The 17,919-nt window shown below is 71.7% G+C and carries 7 protein-coding genes; all 7 read right to left on the bottom strand.

The window, feature by feature from the left end:
- Window positions 1-44 precede the first annotated feature (44 nt).
- Window positions 45-11,168 (bottom strand): type I polyketide synthase, encoded by an 11,124-nt coding sequence (locus tag ACZ4YL_RS12200; RefSeq protein WP_468115906.1) that lies wholly within the window; start codon window positions 11,166-11,168, stop codon window positions 45-47.
- Window positions 11,169-11,286: 118 nt separating this feature from the next.
- A complete protein-coding gene (locus ACZ4YL_RS12195; protein WP_468116267.1) occupies window positions 11,287-12,615 on the bottom strand; it encodes a methylaspartate mutase in 1,329 nt (442 codons plus the stop codon).
- A 92-nt stretch (window positions 12,616-12,707) separates the two neighbouring features.
- Window positions 12,708-13,190 (bottom strand): cobalamin B12-binding domain-containing protein, encoded by a 483-nt coding sequence (locus ACZ4YL_RS12190; protein ID WP_468116265.1) that lies wholly within the window; start codon window positions 13,188-13,190, stop codon window positions 12,708-12,710.
- Between the two features lie 5 nt (window positions 13,191-13,195).
- Entirely contained in the window at window positions 13,196-14,437 is a 1,242-nt protein-coding gene (locus ACZ4YL_RS12185) for a type III PLP-dependent enzyme domain-containing protein (protein WP_468115904.1), read from the bottom strand.
- A complete protein-coding gene (locus ACZ4YL_RS12180) occupies window positions 14,434-15,918 on the bottom strand; it encodes an AMP-binding protein (protein ID WP_468115902.1) in 1,485 nt (494 codons plus the stop codon). Before ACZ4YL_RS12180 ends, ACZ4YL_RS12185 begins: the two co-directional genes overlap by 4 nt.
- Window positions 15,919-16,080: 162 nt before the next feature.
- Window positions 16,081-17,667, bottom strand: a complete 1,587-nt coding sequence (locus ACZ4YL_RS12175; RefSeq protein WP_468115900.1) for an AMP-binding protein — start codon at window positions 17,665-17,667, stop codon at window positions 16,081-16,083.
- A 2-nt stretch (window positions 17,668-17,669) separates the two neighbouring features.
- Window positions 17,670-17,918 carry an acyl carrier protein gene (locus ACZ4YL_RS12170; RefSeq protein ID WP_468115898.1) on the bottom strand — a complete coding sequence of 83 codons (249 nt, stop codon included), beginning with the start codon at window positions 17,916-17,918 and terminating at the stop codon, window positions 17,670-17,672.
- Between the last annotated feature and the right edge of the window lies 1 nt (window position 17,919).

The following is a 17,919-nucleotide window of genomic DNA, read 5'->3' as shown; positions in this document are numbered from 1 at the left end:
TTCCCCGGCCATTCGAATTCCTCGGTCACCGAATTCCTCAGTAGTCACTCGGAGTCGCTGCGCTTGGCGGCCTCGGCCATGAGGGCCTCGATGTCCATCGCCATGATCGTGTCGCTCTGGTCCTCCTGCGGCCCGGTGGCGACCGCCTCGTCCGTGCCGACCAGCGCGATCAGCGCGTCCAGCAGCCCGGCCTCGCTGATCCGGACGAGCGGGATCGCGGCGAGCCTCCTGCGGAAGGCCTCCTCGTCGGTGACCTCCGTCAGGGCCGCGGCGTTGTCCGGGAGCAGTTCCTCCAAGAGGTGCTTCGACAGGGCCACGGGGCTCGGGTAGTCGAAGATGAGCGTCGCCGGCAGCCGCTGCCCCGTCGCCTTGTTGAGCCGGTTGCGGAGCTCGATGGCGGTGAGCGAGTCGAAGCCCACTTCCTGGAACGAGCGGGCCGGATCCACCAGGGCGGCGGAGGAGTGGCCGAGTACGGCGGCGACATGGGCGCAGATCAAGCTCTGCAGCAGACGCAGCTGTTCGTCCTGGGAGAGTCCGGCCAACTGCTCCTCCAGCGTCTCCCCGGCCACCGGTCCGGCCGTGGCCTGCACGGCCCGGGGTGCCCGGGCGGCGGGCGCGGCGACCAGGCCGCGCAACAGGGCGGGGACGCCGTCGGGGCGGGCCCGCAGCGCTGCCGGGTCCAGCCGGACCGGCACCAGGAACGGTTCGTCCGAGCCCAACGCAGCGTCGAGCAGAGCCAGGCTGTCCTCGGCGGAAAGCCCCACGAGGCCGCCGGAGTTGAGGCGCTGGACGTCGGTGCGGGTGAGGCGGCTGCCCATGCCCGTACCGCTGTCCCACAGGCCCCAGGCCAGCGAGAGCCCGGCCAGGCCCGCTTCTCTGCGCTGTCGTGCGAGGGCGTCGAGGAAGGCGTTGGCGGCGGCGTAGTTGCCCTGCCCGGCGCCGTCCAGGGTGCCCGCGACCGAGGAGAACAGGACAAAGGCGCTCAGGTCCAGGTCGGCGGTCAGCTCGTGCAGATGCCAGGCCGCGTCCGCCTTGGGCCGCAGTACGGTGTCCAGCCGTCCGGCGGTGAGAGCCGGGATCGTTCCGTCGTCAACCACTCCGGCGGTGTGCACGATGCCGGTGAGCGGATGCTCGGCCGGGACTCCCTTCAGGAGCGCGGCGAGGGCGTCGCGGTCTCCGGTGTCGCACGCCGCGACGGTGATGCTCTTGGCACCCGAGTCGGCGAGTTCCTCACGGAGTTCGTCGACGCCGGGGGCTGCTTCACCGCGACGGCTGACGAGCAGCAGGTGCTGTACGCCGTGCGCGGCGACGAGGTGCCGGGCGACCAGGCTGCCCAGGCCGCCCGTACCGCCGGTGATCAGGACCGTTCCGTCCGCGTCGAACTCCACCGCGTCGGCGGCGGTTGTCGCGGCCAGCCGGGGGACGAGGAACGCGCCTTCGCGCAGTGCCAGCTCGGGCTCGCCCGTCGCCAGTGCGGCGGGCAGCGCCCGCAGCGACAGCTCGGATTCGTCGAGGTCGACCAGGACGATCCGGTCGGGGTTCTCCAGCTGCGCCGAACGCACCAGGCCCCGGACGGAGGCGCCGGCCAGGTCGGCGGTGCCCGAGCCGTCGGCGGACACCGCGCGGGTGGTCACGACGGCCAGCTTCGCGGACTCGAACCGCTCCTCGGCCAGCCAGGTCTGGAGCACTTCCAGGACCCGGCCGGTCTCGGCCCGTACGGCCTGGAAACCGCTCGCGGCCGAACCGGCGGGCAGCAGCACCACATCGGCGGCCGTCACCGCGCCCAGGTCGGTGGCCGTCGTGACGGCCGGCGCCGAGGCCCAGTCCTGCGCCTGCGTGCCGACCACGACCCAGCGCCCCGCGGCGGGAGCGGTGTCGAGGGGGTGCTCGGTCCACTCCAGACGGTACGGCGGCTGTGTCCCGCCACCGCGTGCGGCCTCGATCTGCTCGACCGACACCGGCCTGGCCGCCATGGAAGCGACCGTCATCACGGGCAGGCCCGCACTGTCGGCGATCGTCAGGGACGACTCGTCGGGGGCCGGCGAGGTGACGCGGACCCGCAGCGAGGTGACGCCGGGGGTGAGCAGCGATACGCCGGACCAGGCGAAGGGCAGCGAGGCGCCCTTCTTGTCGCGCGGGGAGTTGTCGAGCAGTTCGGTGGCGTGCAGGGCGGCGTCGAGGAGCGCCGGGTGCAGGCCGAACGCGGCGGCGTCGCCGTGCGCCTCCTCGGGGAGCGCCACCTCGGCGAACACCTCGGAGCCGCGTCGCCAGGCGGCCTTGAGGCCCTGGAACACGGTGCCGTACTGGAGCCCGTCGGTGGCGAGTCGGGCGTAGAGGTCCTCCAGTCCGACGGCCGTGGCGCCCTTGGGCGGCCACACACCGAACCCGGCGGACTCCGTGGGCGGCGCGTCGGTGAGGGTGCCGGTGGCGTGCAGCAGCCACGGCCGCTCGCCGGCCGGGTCCTCGTTTCGCGAGTACACGGAGAGGGGCAGCCGGCCGGTCTCGTCCGGGTCGCCGACGCTGACCCGTATCTGGGCCCCGCCGCGCTCGGTGAGGACCAGCGGCGCCTGGAGGGTGAGTTCCTCCAGGAAGCCGTGGCCGGTGTACGTGCCGGCCCGGATCGCCATGTCGACGAAGGCCGTACCGGGCAGCAGGACCGCGCCCGCGACGGCGTGGTCGGCCAGCCAGGGCTGGGTGTCGAGACCGACGCGGCCGGTGAGCAAGTAGGCCTCGGAGTCGGGCAGTTCGACCGCAGCACCCAAGAACGGGTGCGTGGTGGCGACCTGCCCGAGGGTCGACGCGTCGCCCGCCGCGGCGACCGCGTCGAGCCAGTAGCGCTCGCGCTGGAAGGCGTACGTGGGCAGGTCGATGCGATGTGCACCCGATTCGGCGTACAGCGCCTGCCAGTTCACGTCGGTGCCGGCTTCGAAGGCCCTGGCCAGTGCGGTCAGCAGGGTGCTCGCCTCGTCGCGGTCCTTGCGCAGGACCGGGACCAGGAGCGCGGTGTCCGCCAGTGAGGCCTGGGCCATCGCGGAGAGTACCCCGTCGGGGCCCAGCTCGACGAAGGTCGTGACGCCCGCGGCTTCCAGTGCGCGGATGCCGTCGGCGAAGCGCACCGCCTGACGGACGTGGCGCACCCAGTACTCCGGGTCGGCCAACTCCCCCGCGTCCGCGACCTGTCCGGTCACGTTGGACACCACGGCGATGCGCGGCTCACCGAATTCGAGCCCCTGGACCACGTGGCGGAACTCGTCCAGCATCGGGTCCATCAGCGGCGAGTGGAACGCGTGCGAAACGTTCAGCTGCTTCGCGGCGAACCCCGCGTCCTCCAGCTCGGCGACCACGGCGGCGACCGCGGCCTGCTCCCCCGAGATCACCACGGACCGCGGCCCGTTGACGGCAGCGATGCCGACCCGGTCCTCGCGGCCGTCCAGCAGGGGAAGTACGTCCGCCTCGGTGGCCCGCACAGCCACCATCACTCCGCCGGCGGGCAGGGCCTGCATCAGCCGGCCCCGCGCGGAGACCAGCCGGCACGCGTCCTCCAGGGACAGGATCCCCGAGACGTGCGCGGCGGCGATCTCGCCGACCGAGTGGCCGGCCAGGAAGTCCGGCCGCAGACCGAACGACTCGACGAGGCGGAACAGCGCCACCTCGACCGCGAACAGCGCGGCCTGGGTGTACGCGGTCTGGTTCAGCAGCTCCTGGGCACCGTCGTGGTCTCCGTCGTGGTCTCCGTCCTGCGCACCGGCGACGACCTCCCGGAGCGGGCGGTCGAGTCCGGTGTCCAGGAGCGCGTAGGTCTTGTCCAGCGCCGCTGCGAACACCGGGAAGACTCGGGCGAGTTCGTGGCCCATGCCGAGGCGCTGCGCGCCCTGGCCTGTGAACAGAAAGGCGGTCTGGCCATCGGAGCTCGCGGCGCCCGGGCCGTGCTCGCCGTCGGCCTCGCCACCGGCCAGGGCCGCGAGGGCCGCCAGCAGTGCGTCACGGTCCGTGCCGAGCGCCACCGCACGGTGGTCGAGTACGGCTCGCGTGGAGGCCAGTGAGAAGCCCACGTCGGCCGGCGACAGGTCCCCGTCGACGACATATTCGTGCAGCCGCGCCGCCTGTGCGCGCAGGGCCGCTGCGGTGCTGCCGGAGAGCACCCAGGGCACGGGGACACCCGAGGGCCACTGCCCGGTCTCCGCCGGGGCCTCGACCGGCTCCTCCCGGGGAGCTTCCTCGATGATGACGTGCGCATTGGTACCACTGATGCCGAAGGACGAGACACCGGCCCGGCGGGGCACACCATCCACCCGCTCCCACGGCCTGGCCTCCGTCAGCAACTCGACATCACCGGCCGACCAGTCCACATGCGAGGACGGAGCATCGACGTGCAGCGTCCTGGGCATCACACCGTGACGCAACGCCTGCACCATCTTGATGACACCGGCCACACCCGCCGCAGCCTGCGTGTGCCCGAGGTTCGACTTCACCGAACCCAGCCACAACGGACGACCCTCCGCCCGCTCCTGCCCGTACGTCGCAAGCAGCGCCTGCGCCTCGATGGGGTCACCCAGCGTCGTACCCGTACCGTGCGCCTCCACCACATCCACATCGGAAAACTTCAGACCGGCACTCGCCAACGCGGCCCGAATGACACGCTGCTGAGAAGGACCGTTCGGAGCCGTCAAACCGTTGCTCGCACCATCCTGGTTGACGGCGGAACCACGTACCACCGCCAATACCTGATGACCATTCCGGCGCGCGTCCGAGAGCCGCTCCACGAGGAGTACACCGACACCCTCGCCCCAGCCCGTGCCGTCCGCAGCCTCCGCGAACGCCTTGATCCGGCCGTCGGCGGCGAGGCCGCGCTGACGGGCGAAGTCGGTGAAGGTCTCCGGGGTCGCCATGACCGTGACGCCGCCTGCGAGGGCCAGGTCGCACTCGCCGCGGCGCAGCGCGTTCGCCGCCCAGTGCAGGGCCACCAGGGAGGACGAGCACGCCGTGTCCACCGAGACCGCGGGGCCTTCGAGTCCCAGCGCGTAGGACACGCGGCCGGAGACCACGCTGCCGAGGCTGCCGTTGCCGAGGTAGGTCTCCAGGTCTTCCGGGACCGCGCCGAGGCGCGAGGCGTAGTCGTGGTACATCACACCGGCGAAGACACCGGTCCTGCTGCCCTTGAGCGAGGCCGGGTCGATGCCCGCCCGCTCGATGGTCTCCCACGAGGCTTCCAGGAGGAGTCGCTGCTGCGGGTCGGTGGCCAGGGCCTCGCGCGGGCTGATGCCGAAGAACTCGGCGTCGAAGTCGGCGGCGTCGTGCAGGAAGCCGCCCTCGTTGGAGTAGGTCTTGCCGGGCTTGCCGGGCTCCGGGTCGTAGATGCCCTGGAGGTCCCAGCCTCGGTTCTCCGGGAACCCGCTGATGCCGTCGCCGCCCTCGGCGAGGAGCCGCCACAGCTCCTCCGGCGAGTTCACGTCGCCCGGGAAGCGGCAGCTCATGCCCACGATCGCGATCGGTTCGTCGTCGGACAGCACGGTGACGGGCTCCGGTACCGCCGCGTCCGCCTCGGCCCCCACGACCGTGTCGCGGATGTGGTCGGCGAGTGCCAGCGGTGTCGGGTAGTCGAAGACGAGGGTCGCGGGCAGCCGCAGTCCGGTCTCCTTGTTGAGGCGGTTGCGCAGTTCCACGGCCGACAACGAGTCGAATCCGATCTCGGTGAAGGCGCGCTTCGGGTCGATGGCGACGCCCGACTCGTGGTGCAGGACCTCGGCGACATGGGTGCGCACCAGGTCGACGAGGGCGCGGGTGCGGTCGTCGGCGGAGAGGCCGGCGAGCCGCTGGGCGATCGGCGAGGGGGACGCCCCGGAGCGGCCGCCCGCCTGGGCGGTGCGGCGGCCGGTGCCGCGGACCAGGCCGCGCAGCAGTGCGGGGACCCCGTCGGTGCGGGCCCGCAGACCTGCGGGGTCCAGCCTGACCGGTGCGAGTACGGGCTCGTCCACGCCGAGTGCCTCGTCGAACAGGGCCAGGCTCTCCTGGGCCGTGAGCCCGACCATGCCGGAGGAGTTCAGCCGCTCGACCTCGGTACGGGTGAGCCGGCTGACCATGCCCGTACCGCTGTCCCACAGGCCCCAGACCAGGGAGTGCGCGGCCAGTCCCGCGGTTCGGCGGCGGATCGCGAGGCCGTCGAGGAAGGCGTTGGCCGCCGCGTAGTTGCCCTGCCCGGCGCCGTCCAGGGTGCCGGACATCGACGAGAAGAGCACGAACGCGGTGAGCCCGAGGTCACGGGTCAGCTCGTGCAGATGCCAGGCCGCCTCCGCCTTCGGGCGCAGGACGGTGTCCAGGCGTGCGGCGGTGAGAGAGGAGAGGATGCCGTCGTCGACGACGCCCGCCGTGTGGACGACCCCGGTGAGCGGGCGGTCGGCGGGCACCCGGGCCAGCAGGGCGGCGAGACGGTCCCGGTCGGCGAGGTCGCAGGCCTCGACGGTGACGCTCGATGCGCCCGACTCGGCGAGTTCCGTGCGGAGTTCGTCGACTCCGGGGGCGGCTTCACCGCGGCGGCTGACGAGCAGCAGGTGCCGTACGCCGTGTACGGCGACGAGGTGCCGGGCGACCAGGCTGCCCAGTCCGCCCGTACCGCCGGTGATCAGAACCGTGCCGCTCGCGTCAAAGGCCGGCGCCTGGGCGGAAGCGGCCGGCGCCGTGGCCAGCCTCGGCACCAGGACGACCCCTTCGCGTACCGCCAGTTCCGGCTCCCCCGCCGCCAGCGCGGCGGGCAGCGCCCGCAGCGACAGCTCGGATTCGTCGACCGCGACCAGGACGATGCGGCCGGGGTTCTCGTCCTGTGCGGCGCGCACCAGGCCGGAGACGGCGGCGCCGGCCAGGTCCGAGTCGCGGGTCACCACGACCAGCTTCGCCGAGTCGGACCGCTCCTCGGCCAGCCAGGTCTGCAGGGCTTCGAGGACCTGGGCGCTCTCGGCCCGTGCCGACTCGAAATCCTCGCCCGCCGGGCCCGGTGACAGCAGCACCACGTCGGCGCCGGTCACCGTGGAGAGGGTGACGGCTTCGGCGCCGAGCGTCGCCGCCCATGCCTCTGCCTGCGGGCCGGTCACGGCCCACTGTCCCCGGGCGGCAAGGTCCGCGCCGGGCAGCTCGGTCCATTGCATGCGGTACAGCGGCTGTGCGCCGCCGCGCGCCGATTCGATCTGCTCGGCCGATACGGGGCGCGCGATCATCGAACCGACGGTCATCACGGGACGGCCCGTACCGTCGGCGATGATCAGCGAGGACTGCTCGCGGCTGCTGACGGTGATCTGCACGCGCAGCGAGTCCGCACCGACGGCGTGCAGGGTGACGTCGTTCCAGGCGAAGGGCAGCAGGGTGCCTTCGTCCGTCTGGTCCTGACCGGTGAAGGCCAGGTCCGAGGCCTGTAGCGCGGCGTCCAGGAGGGCGGGGTGCAGCCCGAACGTGCCTGCCGTGGTGCGCTCTTCGGCGGGCAGCGCGATCTCGGCGAACACCTGGTCGCCGCGCTGCCAGGCGGCCTTCAGCCCCTGGAAGACGGGGCCGTAGCCGTAGCCCTGGCCCGCCATCCGCTCGTACGCGCCCGAGACGTCGAGCGCGGTGGCGCCCTGCGGCGGCCAGACGCCGAGGTCGGCGGTCGGCGCGGCGGCCGCTGCCGGGGCGAGGCTGCCGCTCGCGTGCAGGGTCCACGGCGCGTCGACCGGGGAGCCCTCGGTGCGGGAGTACACGGCGAGCGGGCGGCGCAGGTCGTCGCCCACCGCGCCGACCAGCACGTGCACCGCGACGCCGCGTGACTCCGGGAGCACCAGTGGTGCCTGGAGGGTCAGTTCCTCCAGGGTCTCGTAGCCGACCTGGTCCCCCGCGCGCACCGCCATCTCGACGAAGGCGGTGCCGGGCAGCAGGACCCGGCCCGTGATCGTGTGATCGGCGAGCCAGGGGTGGCTGAGCAGCGACAGCCGGCCGGTGAGGACCACGCCGTCGGAGTCGGGAAGCAGGACGCCCGCGCCGAGGAAGGGGTGGTCGACGCCGAGCTGGCCGACGCCGGTGACGTCCCTGGTACCGCTGGACGACTCCAGCCAGTAGCGGCGGCGCTGGAAGGCGTACGTGGGCAGCTCGACCCAGCGGGCGCCGGTGCCGGCGAACGGGGTTTCCCAGTCGACGTGGTGGCCGCGTACGTACGCCTGCGCCAGGGCGCCGAGGAGTTCGCGCTCCTCCTTGCGGTCCTTGCGCAGCACGGGTGCGAGGAGGGTGCCTTCGGTGTCCTGGAGGCAGCCTTGGGCCATCGCGGTCAGTACGCCGTCGGGGCCCAGCTCGATGAAGGCCGTGACACCGGCGGCTTCGAGTGCGCGGATCCCGTCGGCGAAGCGCACCGCCTGACGGACGTGGCGCACCCAGTACTCCGGGTCCCCCAGCTCACCCGGGGCGGCGATCTCTCCGGTGACGTTGGAGACGACGGCGATCTTCGGTTCGCGGTAGGCGACCGCCTGGGCGACCCTGCGGAACTCGTCGAGCATCGGCTCCATCAGCGGTGAGTGGAAGGCGTGCGAGACGGTGAGCTGCTTGGTCTTGTGCCCTTGCGCGGTGAGCTCGGCGACAACCTCGGCGACCGCGTCACCGGCGCCGGAGATCACCAGGGAGGCGGGGCCGTTGACGGCGGCCAGACCGACCCGGTCCTCGCGCCCGGCCAGCAGCGGAGTCACGTCCGCCTCAGTGGCCCGGACGGCGAACATCACTCCGCCGGACGGCAGTTCCTGCATCAGGCGTCCGCGGGCCGCCACCAGAACGGCGGCGTCCTCCAGGGAGAGGACCCCGGCGACGTGCGCGGCGGCGATCTCGCCCACCGAGTGGCCGGCCAGGAAGTCGGGCCGTACACCGAACGACTCGACGAGGCGGAACAGCGCCACCTCGACGGCGAACAACGCGGTCTGGGTGTAGACGGTCTGGTCGAGCAGCGCCGCCTCCGCACTGCCGGGATCGGCGAACAGCACGTCCTGCAGGGGCAGTTCGAGCTGCATGTCCAGGTAGTCGCAGGCGTTGTCCAGAGCGTCGGCGAACACCGGGAAGGTGTCGTACAGTTCGCGGCCCATCGCCACCCGCTGCGCGCCCTGGCCGGTGAAGAGGAAGGCGAGGCGGCCTGTGGTGGTCCGGCCGTCGAAGGCGCCGGGCACGGTGACGTCCTCGGCGACGGAGGCCAGTGCGCTCAGCAGCGTCTCGCGGTCCTCGCCGAGGACGACGGCGCGGTGGTCGTGGGCGGTACGGGTGGTCACCAGCGAGTGGCCGATGTCGGCGACGGAGGCGTCGGAGCCCGCCGGTCCCGCGACGAAGGTGTGCAGCCGCCGTGCCTGGCCGCGCAGCGCCTCGGGGCTGCGCGCGGAGATCACCCAGGGCCGAACGGTACCGGCCGGTTCGGGTCCGGCGGCCGGTTCGGGTCCGGCGGCCGGTTCGGGCCGCTCCCGGTCCTCCGGCGCCGCCTGCTCCAGGATGAGGTGGGCGTTGGTGCCGCTGATGCCGAACGCCGAGACGCTCGCGCGGCGCGGGCTGCCTTCGGCGGGTTCCCACGGCATGGCCTCGGTGAGCAGCTCGACGCGGCCCGCGGACCAGTCCACGTGCGGGGTCGGCGCGTCCACGTGCAGCGTCTTGGGGAGGGTCTCGTGCTTCATCGCCATGACCAGCTTGATCACGCTGGCGGCGCCGCCCGCGGCCTGGGTGTGCCCGAGGTTGGACTTGACGGAGCCGAGCCGCAGCGGGCGGTCGGCGGGCCGGTCCTGGCCGAGCGTCGCGAGGATGGCCTGCGCCTCGATGGGGTCGCCGAGACGGGTACCGGTGCCGTGCGCCTCCATGGCGTCGATGTCGGCGGGGACGAGTCCGCCGTTGGCCAGTGCCTGGCGGATGAGCCGCTGCTGCGAGGGGCCGTTGGGTGCGGTGAGGCCATTGCTCGCGCCGTCCTGGTTGATCGCGGTGGAGCGGATCAGGGCCAGTACGGGGTGCCCGTTGCGCCGGGCGTCGGAGAGGCGTTCCAGGATGAAGATTCCGACGCCTTCGGCGAAGCCCGTACCGTCGGCCGCCGCCGCGAACGGCTTGCAGCGGGCGTCGGCGGCCAGGCCGCGCTGCCGGCTGAAGGCGCTGAACATGCCGGGGCTGCCCATGACGGTGACGCCGCCGGCCAGCGCGAGCGAACTCTCGCCCTGGCGAAGGGAGTTCGCCGCGAGATGCATGGAGACCAGGGAGCCCGAGCAGGCGGTGTCCAGGGTGATGGCGGGGCCTTCGAAGCCCATCAAGTAGGACAGCCGACCCGAGATGGCGCTGGGCGCGTTGCCGGTCATCAGGTAACCGTCGAGGCCCTCGGGGGCGTCCAGGACGCTCGTACCGTACTCGTGCACCTCGGCGCCGATGAAGACGCCGGTACGGCCGCCGCGCAGGGTGGCCGGGTCGATGCCGGTGCGCTCCAGTGCTTCCCAGGCCGTTTCCAGGACCACGCGCTGCTGCGGGTCCATGGCGAGCGCCTCGCGCGGGCTGATGCCGAAGAAGTCCGCGTCGAAGAGGGTCGCCTCGTCGAGGAATCCACCTTCGCGCACGTAGCTCTTGCCGAGGACGCCGGGGTCGGGGTCGTACATGCCCTCGATGTCCCAGCCGCGGTCGGTGGGGAAGCCCGCGAGTACCTCGCCGTTGTCCCGCACCAGGCGCCACAGGTCCTCGGGGGACGAGATGCCCGCCGGGTAACGGCAGCCGATGCCGATCAGCGCGATCGGGTCCTCGTCGTCCGCCGCCGACCGCTCGGGGGCGACGACCTCGTCCGTCAGGCCGAGCGCCCGGCCGCGCAGGAAGGACGCGAGGGCGCTCGGGGTGGGATGGTCGAAGGCGAGGGTGACCGGCAGGTCGAGGCCGGTCGCCGCGGCGAGACGGGCGTGCAGGTCGACGGCGGCCAGCGAGTCGAAGCCCAGCTCCATGAAGGGGCGTTCGGCGTCGACCGCAGGCACCTCCTTCCCGGCATGCCGCAGGGCCGCACGGGCGTGCTCGACGACCAGGGCGAGTGCGGCACGCAGCTGATCGGCCGGCTCTAGCGCCGTCAGCCGGCGCGTCAGGGCACTCTGCGCCGGCGCGCTTTGCCCCGGGGTGCTCCGCTCTTCGCCCGACGCACTGCCGGTTTCGGAAACCAAGTTCTCGGACTCGCTCATTCCGCGTACTCCACTACTCGTCCAGCTCGCCGGCAGACAGAATCTCGGGCATGAATATGTATCGAAGCTAACTACGGTGATCTCCGCGGCCACACCCCTAAGCCCCCCTAAGGGGGTGCTACCGGAGGGAAGCCGAACCCTTGGCCGGGAGCGGATGCTCCATGGCTTCGGTGTCGAATTTGTGCGATACGTAGGAAAGCGCACCCAGGAGTTCTCCCGAGGTGACCCGCCGGTTGCCGGAGCTTTCCACGAGGTGCCCGATCGGCAGTTCTCCGGTCGTCGCCCAGCGCAGCCTGCCGGTGTCGTCGATATAGCTGCGGGTGCGCCCCATGTTGTCGGGATGCACGCAGTAAGGAACGTCGAGATAACCGCGCTTGAAGGCGAGGATGAGCGCCTGCCCCACGTCGTCGTGGAGATCGAGCACGGCGGCGACGAGTGCGTGCGCCTCTGCGTACACCTGGGAATCCGTGGAATTCCCCGGCCGTGCGCCACCGGGGAACGCCGTGGCGGCCCTGGTGGCGTGTTCGAGGGCCGCGATGTTCTCCTCGATCGTGGGGATGCGACGGGATTCCGCGACGGTCTTCACGATGATCCGCTCCGACCCGGTGGCGGCGGCCAGTTGGGCGGCCTGCCCCAGCAGCCGGTAGGAGCCGCCGTCGGTGGTGGGGTACACGCCCATGTAGGTGTAGATCACGACGTGCCAGGTCGCGGCGGGCAGCAGCTCGGCGCAGAGTGCCCGCAGCGCGGCGACGGCCTCGACGTCCTGGCCGAAGTGGGTCTGCTGGGCGTAGCTGACGGAGATGCTGCGGATGCCGTGCCGGTAGAAGAACAGTGCCTCCAGGGCGCTGATCGCCACCAGCAGGCTCGGCGGGCAGAGCTGGCCGAGCATGCATCCGCCGAAGGTCTCCAGATGCGGGTCCACGCCCATGCCGCGCAGTTGCGCGAGGAAGAGGGTGGAGCGGTCCCATTCGCGCACCGACTGGTCGAGCGGGGTGCGCCCGTACGGCAGGCAGTAGGAGACCGGGCCGCCCTCGGAGGCACTGAGGCCGGCCCGGACCGTGGCGGCGAAGATGTCGAAGGGCTTCGCCGAGCCGTGCCGCACCTGTACCGGGAAGTCGGGGCCGTGGATGCCGTCGAGCATGTCCCGGGTCGTGTGCGCGCTGTAGTTGACGATCGGGAAGCCGTTGATGCCGGTGCCCTGCCGCAGCGCCTCGTCGACGGCCACGGTGTCGCCGACCCGGGTGTAGGCGTCGATGGTGAGGGTGCCGACCGTGGTGGCGTCGGCCCCCTTGGTGGCCGCGAGACCCCGGCGCATCTGTGCCGGGTCGCTGAACCCCATCCGCGGCTGGACCACCAGGCGCCCCGCCCGGTGCGCGGCGCGCACGAAGCGGCCGAAGTCCGGGTGGGCGCCCTGCCCGGTGGTGGCCGGCGCGTCCCTGGCCCCGATGCGGGCCGGGGCGTGCCCGTACGGGGGGTGTTCGTGCTCCGAACGGTCCCGGGGGTGTTCGGCATCGGACCGGTCCCTGGGGTGCTCCTCGGTCACGAAAGGACTCTCTGCGGGAGTGCGCCGATGAACCTCTCGAAGGAGCCGAGCTCGGTCCTGCCGTCCTCGAAGACCGCGTCGAAACCGGCCGCGAGGAGTTCCTCGATGTGCGCGGCGTCCTCGCCGCCGGAGATGCCGAGCTTGCCGCCGATCACCATCGGGGTGCGGATCAGCGCATCGGCCTCGCGCAGCTTCTTGATGGCGCGCAGACCGTCCTGGTATCCGTGTCCGTTGACGCTGCTGATCACCACCAGCGCCGGGTCGTGCTCGCGGATCTCGGACTCCAGCAGCTCGTCGGGGACGGTCGGTCCCAGGTTGACGACGTCGTAACCGAGTTCCTCGATGAGCAGCTGGAGGAAGACCAGGTTCCAGGTGTGCGCGTCGGAGGAGAGCCCGCTGACCACGACGGTCTGCCGCGGACGGCCGGGCATGCCAGGGTCGGCGGAGGTGTCGGTCGTGCCGCCGGAAAGGGTCGCCATCTGGCTCATGCGTACCTCCTGTGGTGCTCGATGCGGGATACGGACACGACCTCGTCGCCCCGCACGACGATTTCGACGGGGGCGGGCCTGCCGAGGAACATCAGCAGGCTGGAAGTGGGGCCGTAGGCGCCGGCGTTGGGGATCTCGATGACGTCGCCGGCCTCCAGCGGCGGCAGCGCCACCGACCGGCCGAGTACGTCGCCGGGGGTGCAGAGCGGGCCGACGAGGCTCGACTTCTCCCAACTCTCCACCGACTCCGGGGACGCGCCCGCGGTGTCGGGGCTGACCGCCACCGGCAGCAGCCGGCCGAGGCCGGACATCCCGCCGAAGGTGTTGATGCCCGCGTCGAGGATGACGAACTTGCGGCCCCGGCTCTCCTTGATGTTGACCACACCGGCCAGCAGCGTGCCGCTGTCGCCGACGAGGTAGCGGCCGGACTCGCAGGCCACCTTGGGAAAGCCCTCGCGCCAGCGCGGGAAGTGCTCGTCGAGAGTCTGCGACAGCGCCTCGCGGAGTCTGCCGTAGACGGGACGCTCGCCGGGAACCGCGTACGGCACGGAGAAGCCGCCGCCGATGTCCAGGAAGCGGGGCTCGTCGAGCCCGATGTCGCGGAAGGTCCTGGCCGCCTCGGCGATGGTGTGCTGGAACTCGCCGATGAGGGCGTCCTCGTCGCGGGCGTTGCTCAGCGGGAAGAAGTGGGCACCCACGATCTCCGTGCCCTCGACGGCCCTGAGCAGCGGGATCTGCTCGACGAGGGTCTCGCTGTCGATGCCGAACTGGGAGGGGGCGCCGGTCATCCGGATGCTGGTGGTGGCGCTGGCCGACGCGCTGTTGATGCGCAGCAGGGCCTGGGCCACGACGCCGAGACGGAGGGCCACGGCACCGATGTGCCGGAGGTCGGTGAGGGACTCCACGGAGAACATCCGCACGCCCTTGGCGATGGCTTCGTCGAGTTCGCCGTCGGTCTTGCCCGGTCCGGTGTAGAGGCACTCGCCGGGGTCGAAGCCGGCGCTCAGGGCGGCGTCCAGCTCACCCGTCGAGCTGATCTCGGCGCGGCAGGCACGGTCGCCGCCCTGCCGCAGCGCCCGGATGACCTCCGGGTGCGGGTTGGCCTTGACTGCGCTGAAGAGCTCGAACTCCTCGGGCAGCGCGGCGAACAGGTCGTCCCTCGCGGCCTCGACCCGGTTCAGGTCATAGACGTAGGCCGGAGTGCCATGGCGCTCCACGAGGTCGGCGTAACGGGTCATTTGGAGGTCTCCTCGAGAAGCCGGGCCAGCTTCTTCTTGTCGTTCTTGCCGTTCGGCGTGAGCGGGATCGCGTCGAGGACGTGGCAGACGGAGGGCACCTTCTGGGCCTCCAGCCGGGCGCTGAGCTCGCGCAGGATCTCGTGCTTGGCCCGGTCGGCCTCGACGAACAGCACGAGGTCGCGGGTGTCGGTGGGCGGCAGCACCACGGCCGCGCGGACGCCGTGGATGTCGGCGGCGGCGGACTCGATCTCGGTGGTGCTCATCCGGACGCCCTTGCGCTTGAACATGTCGTCGCGGCGGCCGTCGAAGTAGAGGTAGCCGTCCTCGTCGAGCCAGCCGTAGTCGCCGGTGTGCAGGCGCAGGGCGCCGTTGTCCGGGCCCGGGCGGAAGGTCTTGGCGCTCAGTTCGGGGTTGCGCCAGTAGCCGGGCATCACGTGCGGGCCCACGGCGACGATCTCGCCGGTCTCGCCCGCCGGCAGCGGGGCTCCGTCTGCGTCCAGGATCAGCACCTGGGTGCCGGGGACGGCGCGGCCCACGGAGTCGGGGCGTTCCTTCTCCAGCTCGGGCGGCATGACCGTGATGCGCTTGGATTCGGTCTGCCCGTACTGGCGGACCACTTGGGAGCCGGGGAACTTGGTGCGCAGCGCGTCGATGGTGGCCTGTGGCAGGGCCGCACCGGTGTTGCTGAACAGCCGCACGGTGGGTGCCGGGTTCTCCTCGCGCTCCGCGAGCCGGATGATCATGGCGGCCAGCGAGGGCACGATCGGCACGATGGTGGCGCCGCTCTCGCGGATGCGGCGCAGCAGCACCAGGTCGGACGCGCCGTCGGCCAGCACGATCTCGGAGCGGCCGATGGTGGACAGCAGCACCTTGTACAGACCGTAGTCCCAGGAGATCGGGAAGCGGCAGAAGACCACGTCGTCGGAGCGGTATCCGATGACGCCCTCGAGCGCCTCGGAGATGAAGGTGATCTGGGCGTGCGGGCAGATCACGGCCTTCGGGGCGGCGGTGCTGCCGGAGGTGTAGACGAGGACCGCGGGGTGGTCGGCGGGGATCTCGGCGGCCGGCGGGCGGGCGTCGATCTCGGCGTGCTTCTCGACCTCGGTCCAGGCGGCGCCGTACTCCCGCACGAGGGCCGGGGTGAGGCCGCGCACGGTCTCCTCGGCGTCGGCGGTGACGATGACCAGGGCAGGCTCGGAGTTCTCCAGGACCGGGGCCAGGTGGAAGGTCTTCATGCCCGAGTTGAGCGGAACGAAGACGACCCCGCTGCGGCTGGCGCCGTAGAACATCGCGACGAGCTCACGGGTGGTGGGCAGCTGGACCACGAGCCGGTCGCCGGGGACCAGCCCCTGCTCCGCCAGCCAGTCGGCGAAGGCGTGTGCGTGGGCGTCGAGTTCCGCGTACGTCCATGTTCCTGCGGCGTCACTGACCGCCCGGGACTGTGCGGAATCGGCAACTGCTTCCGTCAGCAGTTCGTGCACGAGCTTTTTCCGGCGGGAAAGTGACTCGCCGGGTATTCGATCCGCAAAAGAAGTGGTGTCCAAGGCCGTTCTCCTGTCGCCGGCTCCGCATGGGTGAGATCGATGTATTGCTGCCATCAATCCGCTACGAAGTTACCCGCGACAGGAGACCCTGCCCCACCCCTAATCCCCCCTATTGCCGTTCCGCCCATTCCCGGCGCGCAGCAGGTCACCGGCACGATTCCGCAGTTCTTTGCGGTCGATTTTCCGGTTGGCGTTCACAGGGAATTCATCGATGAGTTCATAGCGCCTGGGCAGCAGCCCGCGCGGGAGTACCTCGCTCAGCTTCCTGGCGAACTCGACGGGACGTACGGGTTGCTGACCGGTGTAGAAGACAACGAGTTGGGTTCCGTCGTCGGTGGCCGCGTCCACGGTCACCGCCTCACCGACCCCTTCGACCGCACCCAGGGCGTGGTCGATCTCGGCGAGTTCGACGCGCCAGCCCTGGAGCTGGACCTGGGCGTCGAGCCTTCCCAGGTAGGCGAGTTCACCGGCCCCGACGCGCCGGACCCGGTCGCCGGTGCGGTACCAGAGTCGCGAGTCGCGCTCCATGAACCGGCCCCGGTCGTCGTCCGGGTCGAGGTAGCCGGGTGCCATCTGCGGTCCTGAGAGGCACAGTTCGCCCTCGGTCGCGGCCTCGTTGTCGTCCGCGTCGAGGAGCAGGTGCTCGTGTCCCGCGTGTACGGCGCCGATCGGCACGATCCCGTTGGCGCCCAGCTCCGGCGAGCGAACCGGGTCCCAGCGGTGTGCGGCGATGGTGACGGTGAACTCGGTGGGCCCGTAAAGGTTCTCCAGCACGGATCCGGACGCCGCCCGCTGCCACGCGTCCGCGTCCTGGCACTTGAGTGCTTCGCCCGCGAAGAAGCTCCAGCGCAGGGACGGCAGCGAGCCGGCTGCGAGCCCGCCCGTGCGGCGGGCCAGCGAGATGGCGCCGGGTGTCGAGAACCACACGCTCACCCGGTGCTCGGTCAGGAAGCCCGGCAGGTCGCGGTACCCCTGAGCCGGGATGACGAGTGCGGTCGCGCCGGCGCCCCAGGCGCAGAACAGATCGAACAGTGAGCAGTCGAAGTTCAGGTCGAAGGCCTGCGAGAAGACGTCGTCGGCCGTGAAGTCGTACCGTTCGTCGAGGAGACCGAAGTAGTGGCTGGTGTTTCCGTGCGTGAGCGGGACGCCCTTGGGCCGGCCGGTCGAGCCCGAGGTGAACAGCATGTACGCGATGTCGCCCGGTCCGACCGGCCGGGGCTCCGCAAGTGCGTGCCGTTCGTCGGGCACGATCCGGCGCAGCCCGCCGCCGAGTGCGGCGTCGGAGTCGGCGAGCAGCACCGGGACGGTGCTGTCCGGGCCGAGCAGCGCGGGCAGTTGCGCGCCGCCACCGGCGTCGGCGATCACCGCGGAGAGCGGCGCCGCGTCGAGCATGCCCCGGGTGCGGGCCTGCGGGAAGTCGGGGCGCAGCGGCACCACGGCGGCGCCGGCGTACAGCGCCGCGAGGATGCCCACGTACGCCGTGACTCCCTTGGACGCCAGTACACCGACGGCCTTGGGCGGGCGGGCCGCGTCGGCAGTGAGGGCGCCCGCCCAGCGTAGCGCCAGTTCGTGGGCGTGCGCGTACGTGAGGGACTCCGCGCCGACGCGCACCGCGTCGCGGTCCGGCGACTTGGCCAGTCCGCGCAGGAAGCGCGCGTACAGCGCGTGCTCAGCTGGTGCCCCCACGGTCAGGCGGCCGGCTGGAGCAGGCCGGAGAGCGCCTTCCACAGGACGCCGGGCGTCCGGAAGGTCTCCAGGCTCAGGGCGTCGTCCTGGAAGCGGACGTCGTAGGCGTTCTCCAGCTGGGCGAGCAGCTCGACGGTGCCCAGCGAGTCCAGGCCGAGGTCACGCAGTTCGGTGTCGCTGGTGAACAGCTCGTCGTCGCCGAAGAAGGGCAGGTAGCCGCGGACTATGTCTTCGAACTTGTCGTCCCACACG

It is taken from the genome of Streptomyces sp. NPDC030021 (genome assembly GCF_055574035.1).
This window is presented reverse-complemented; position numbering and strand designations above follow the sequence as displayed.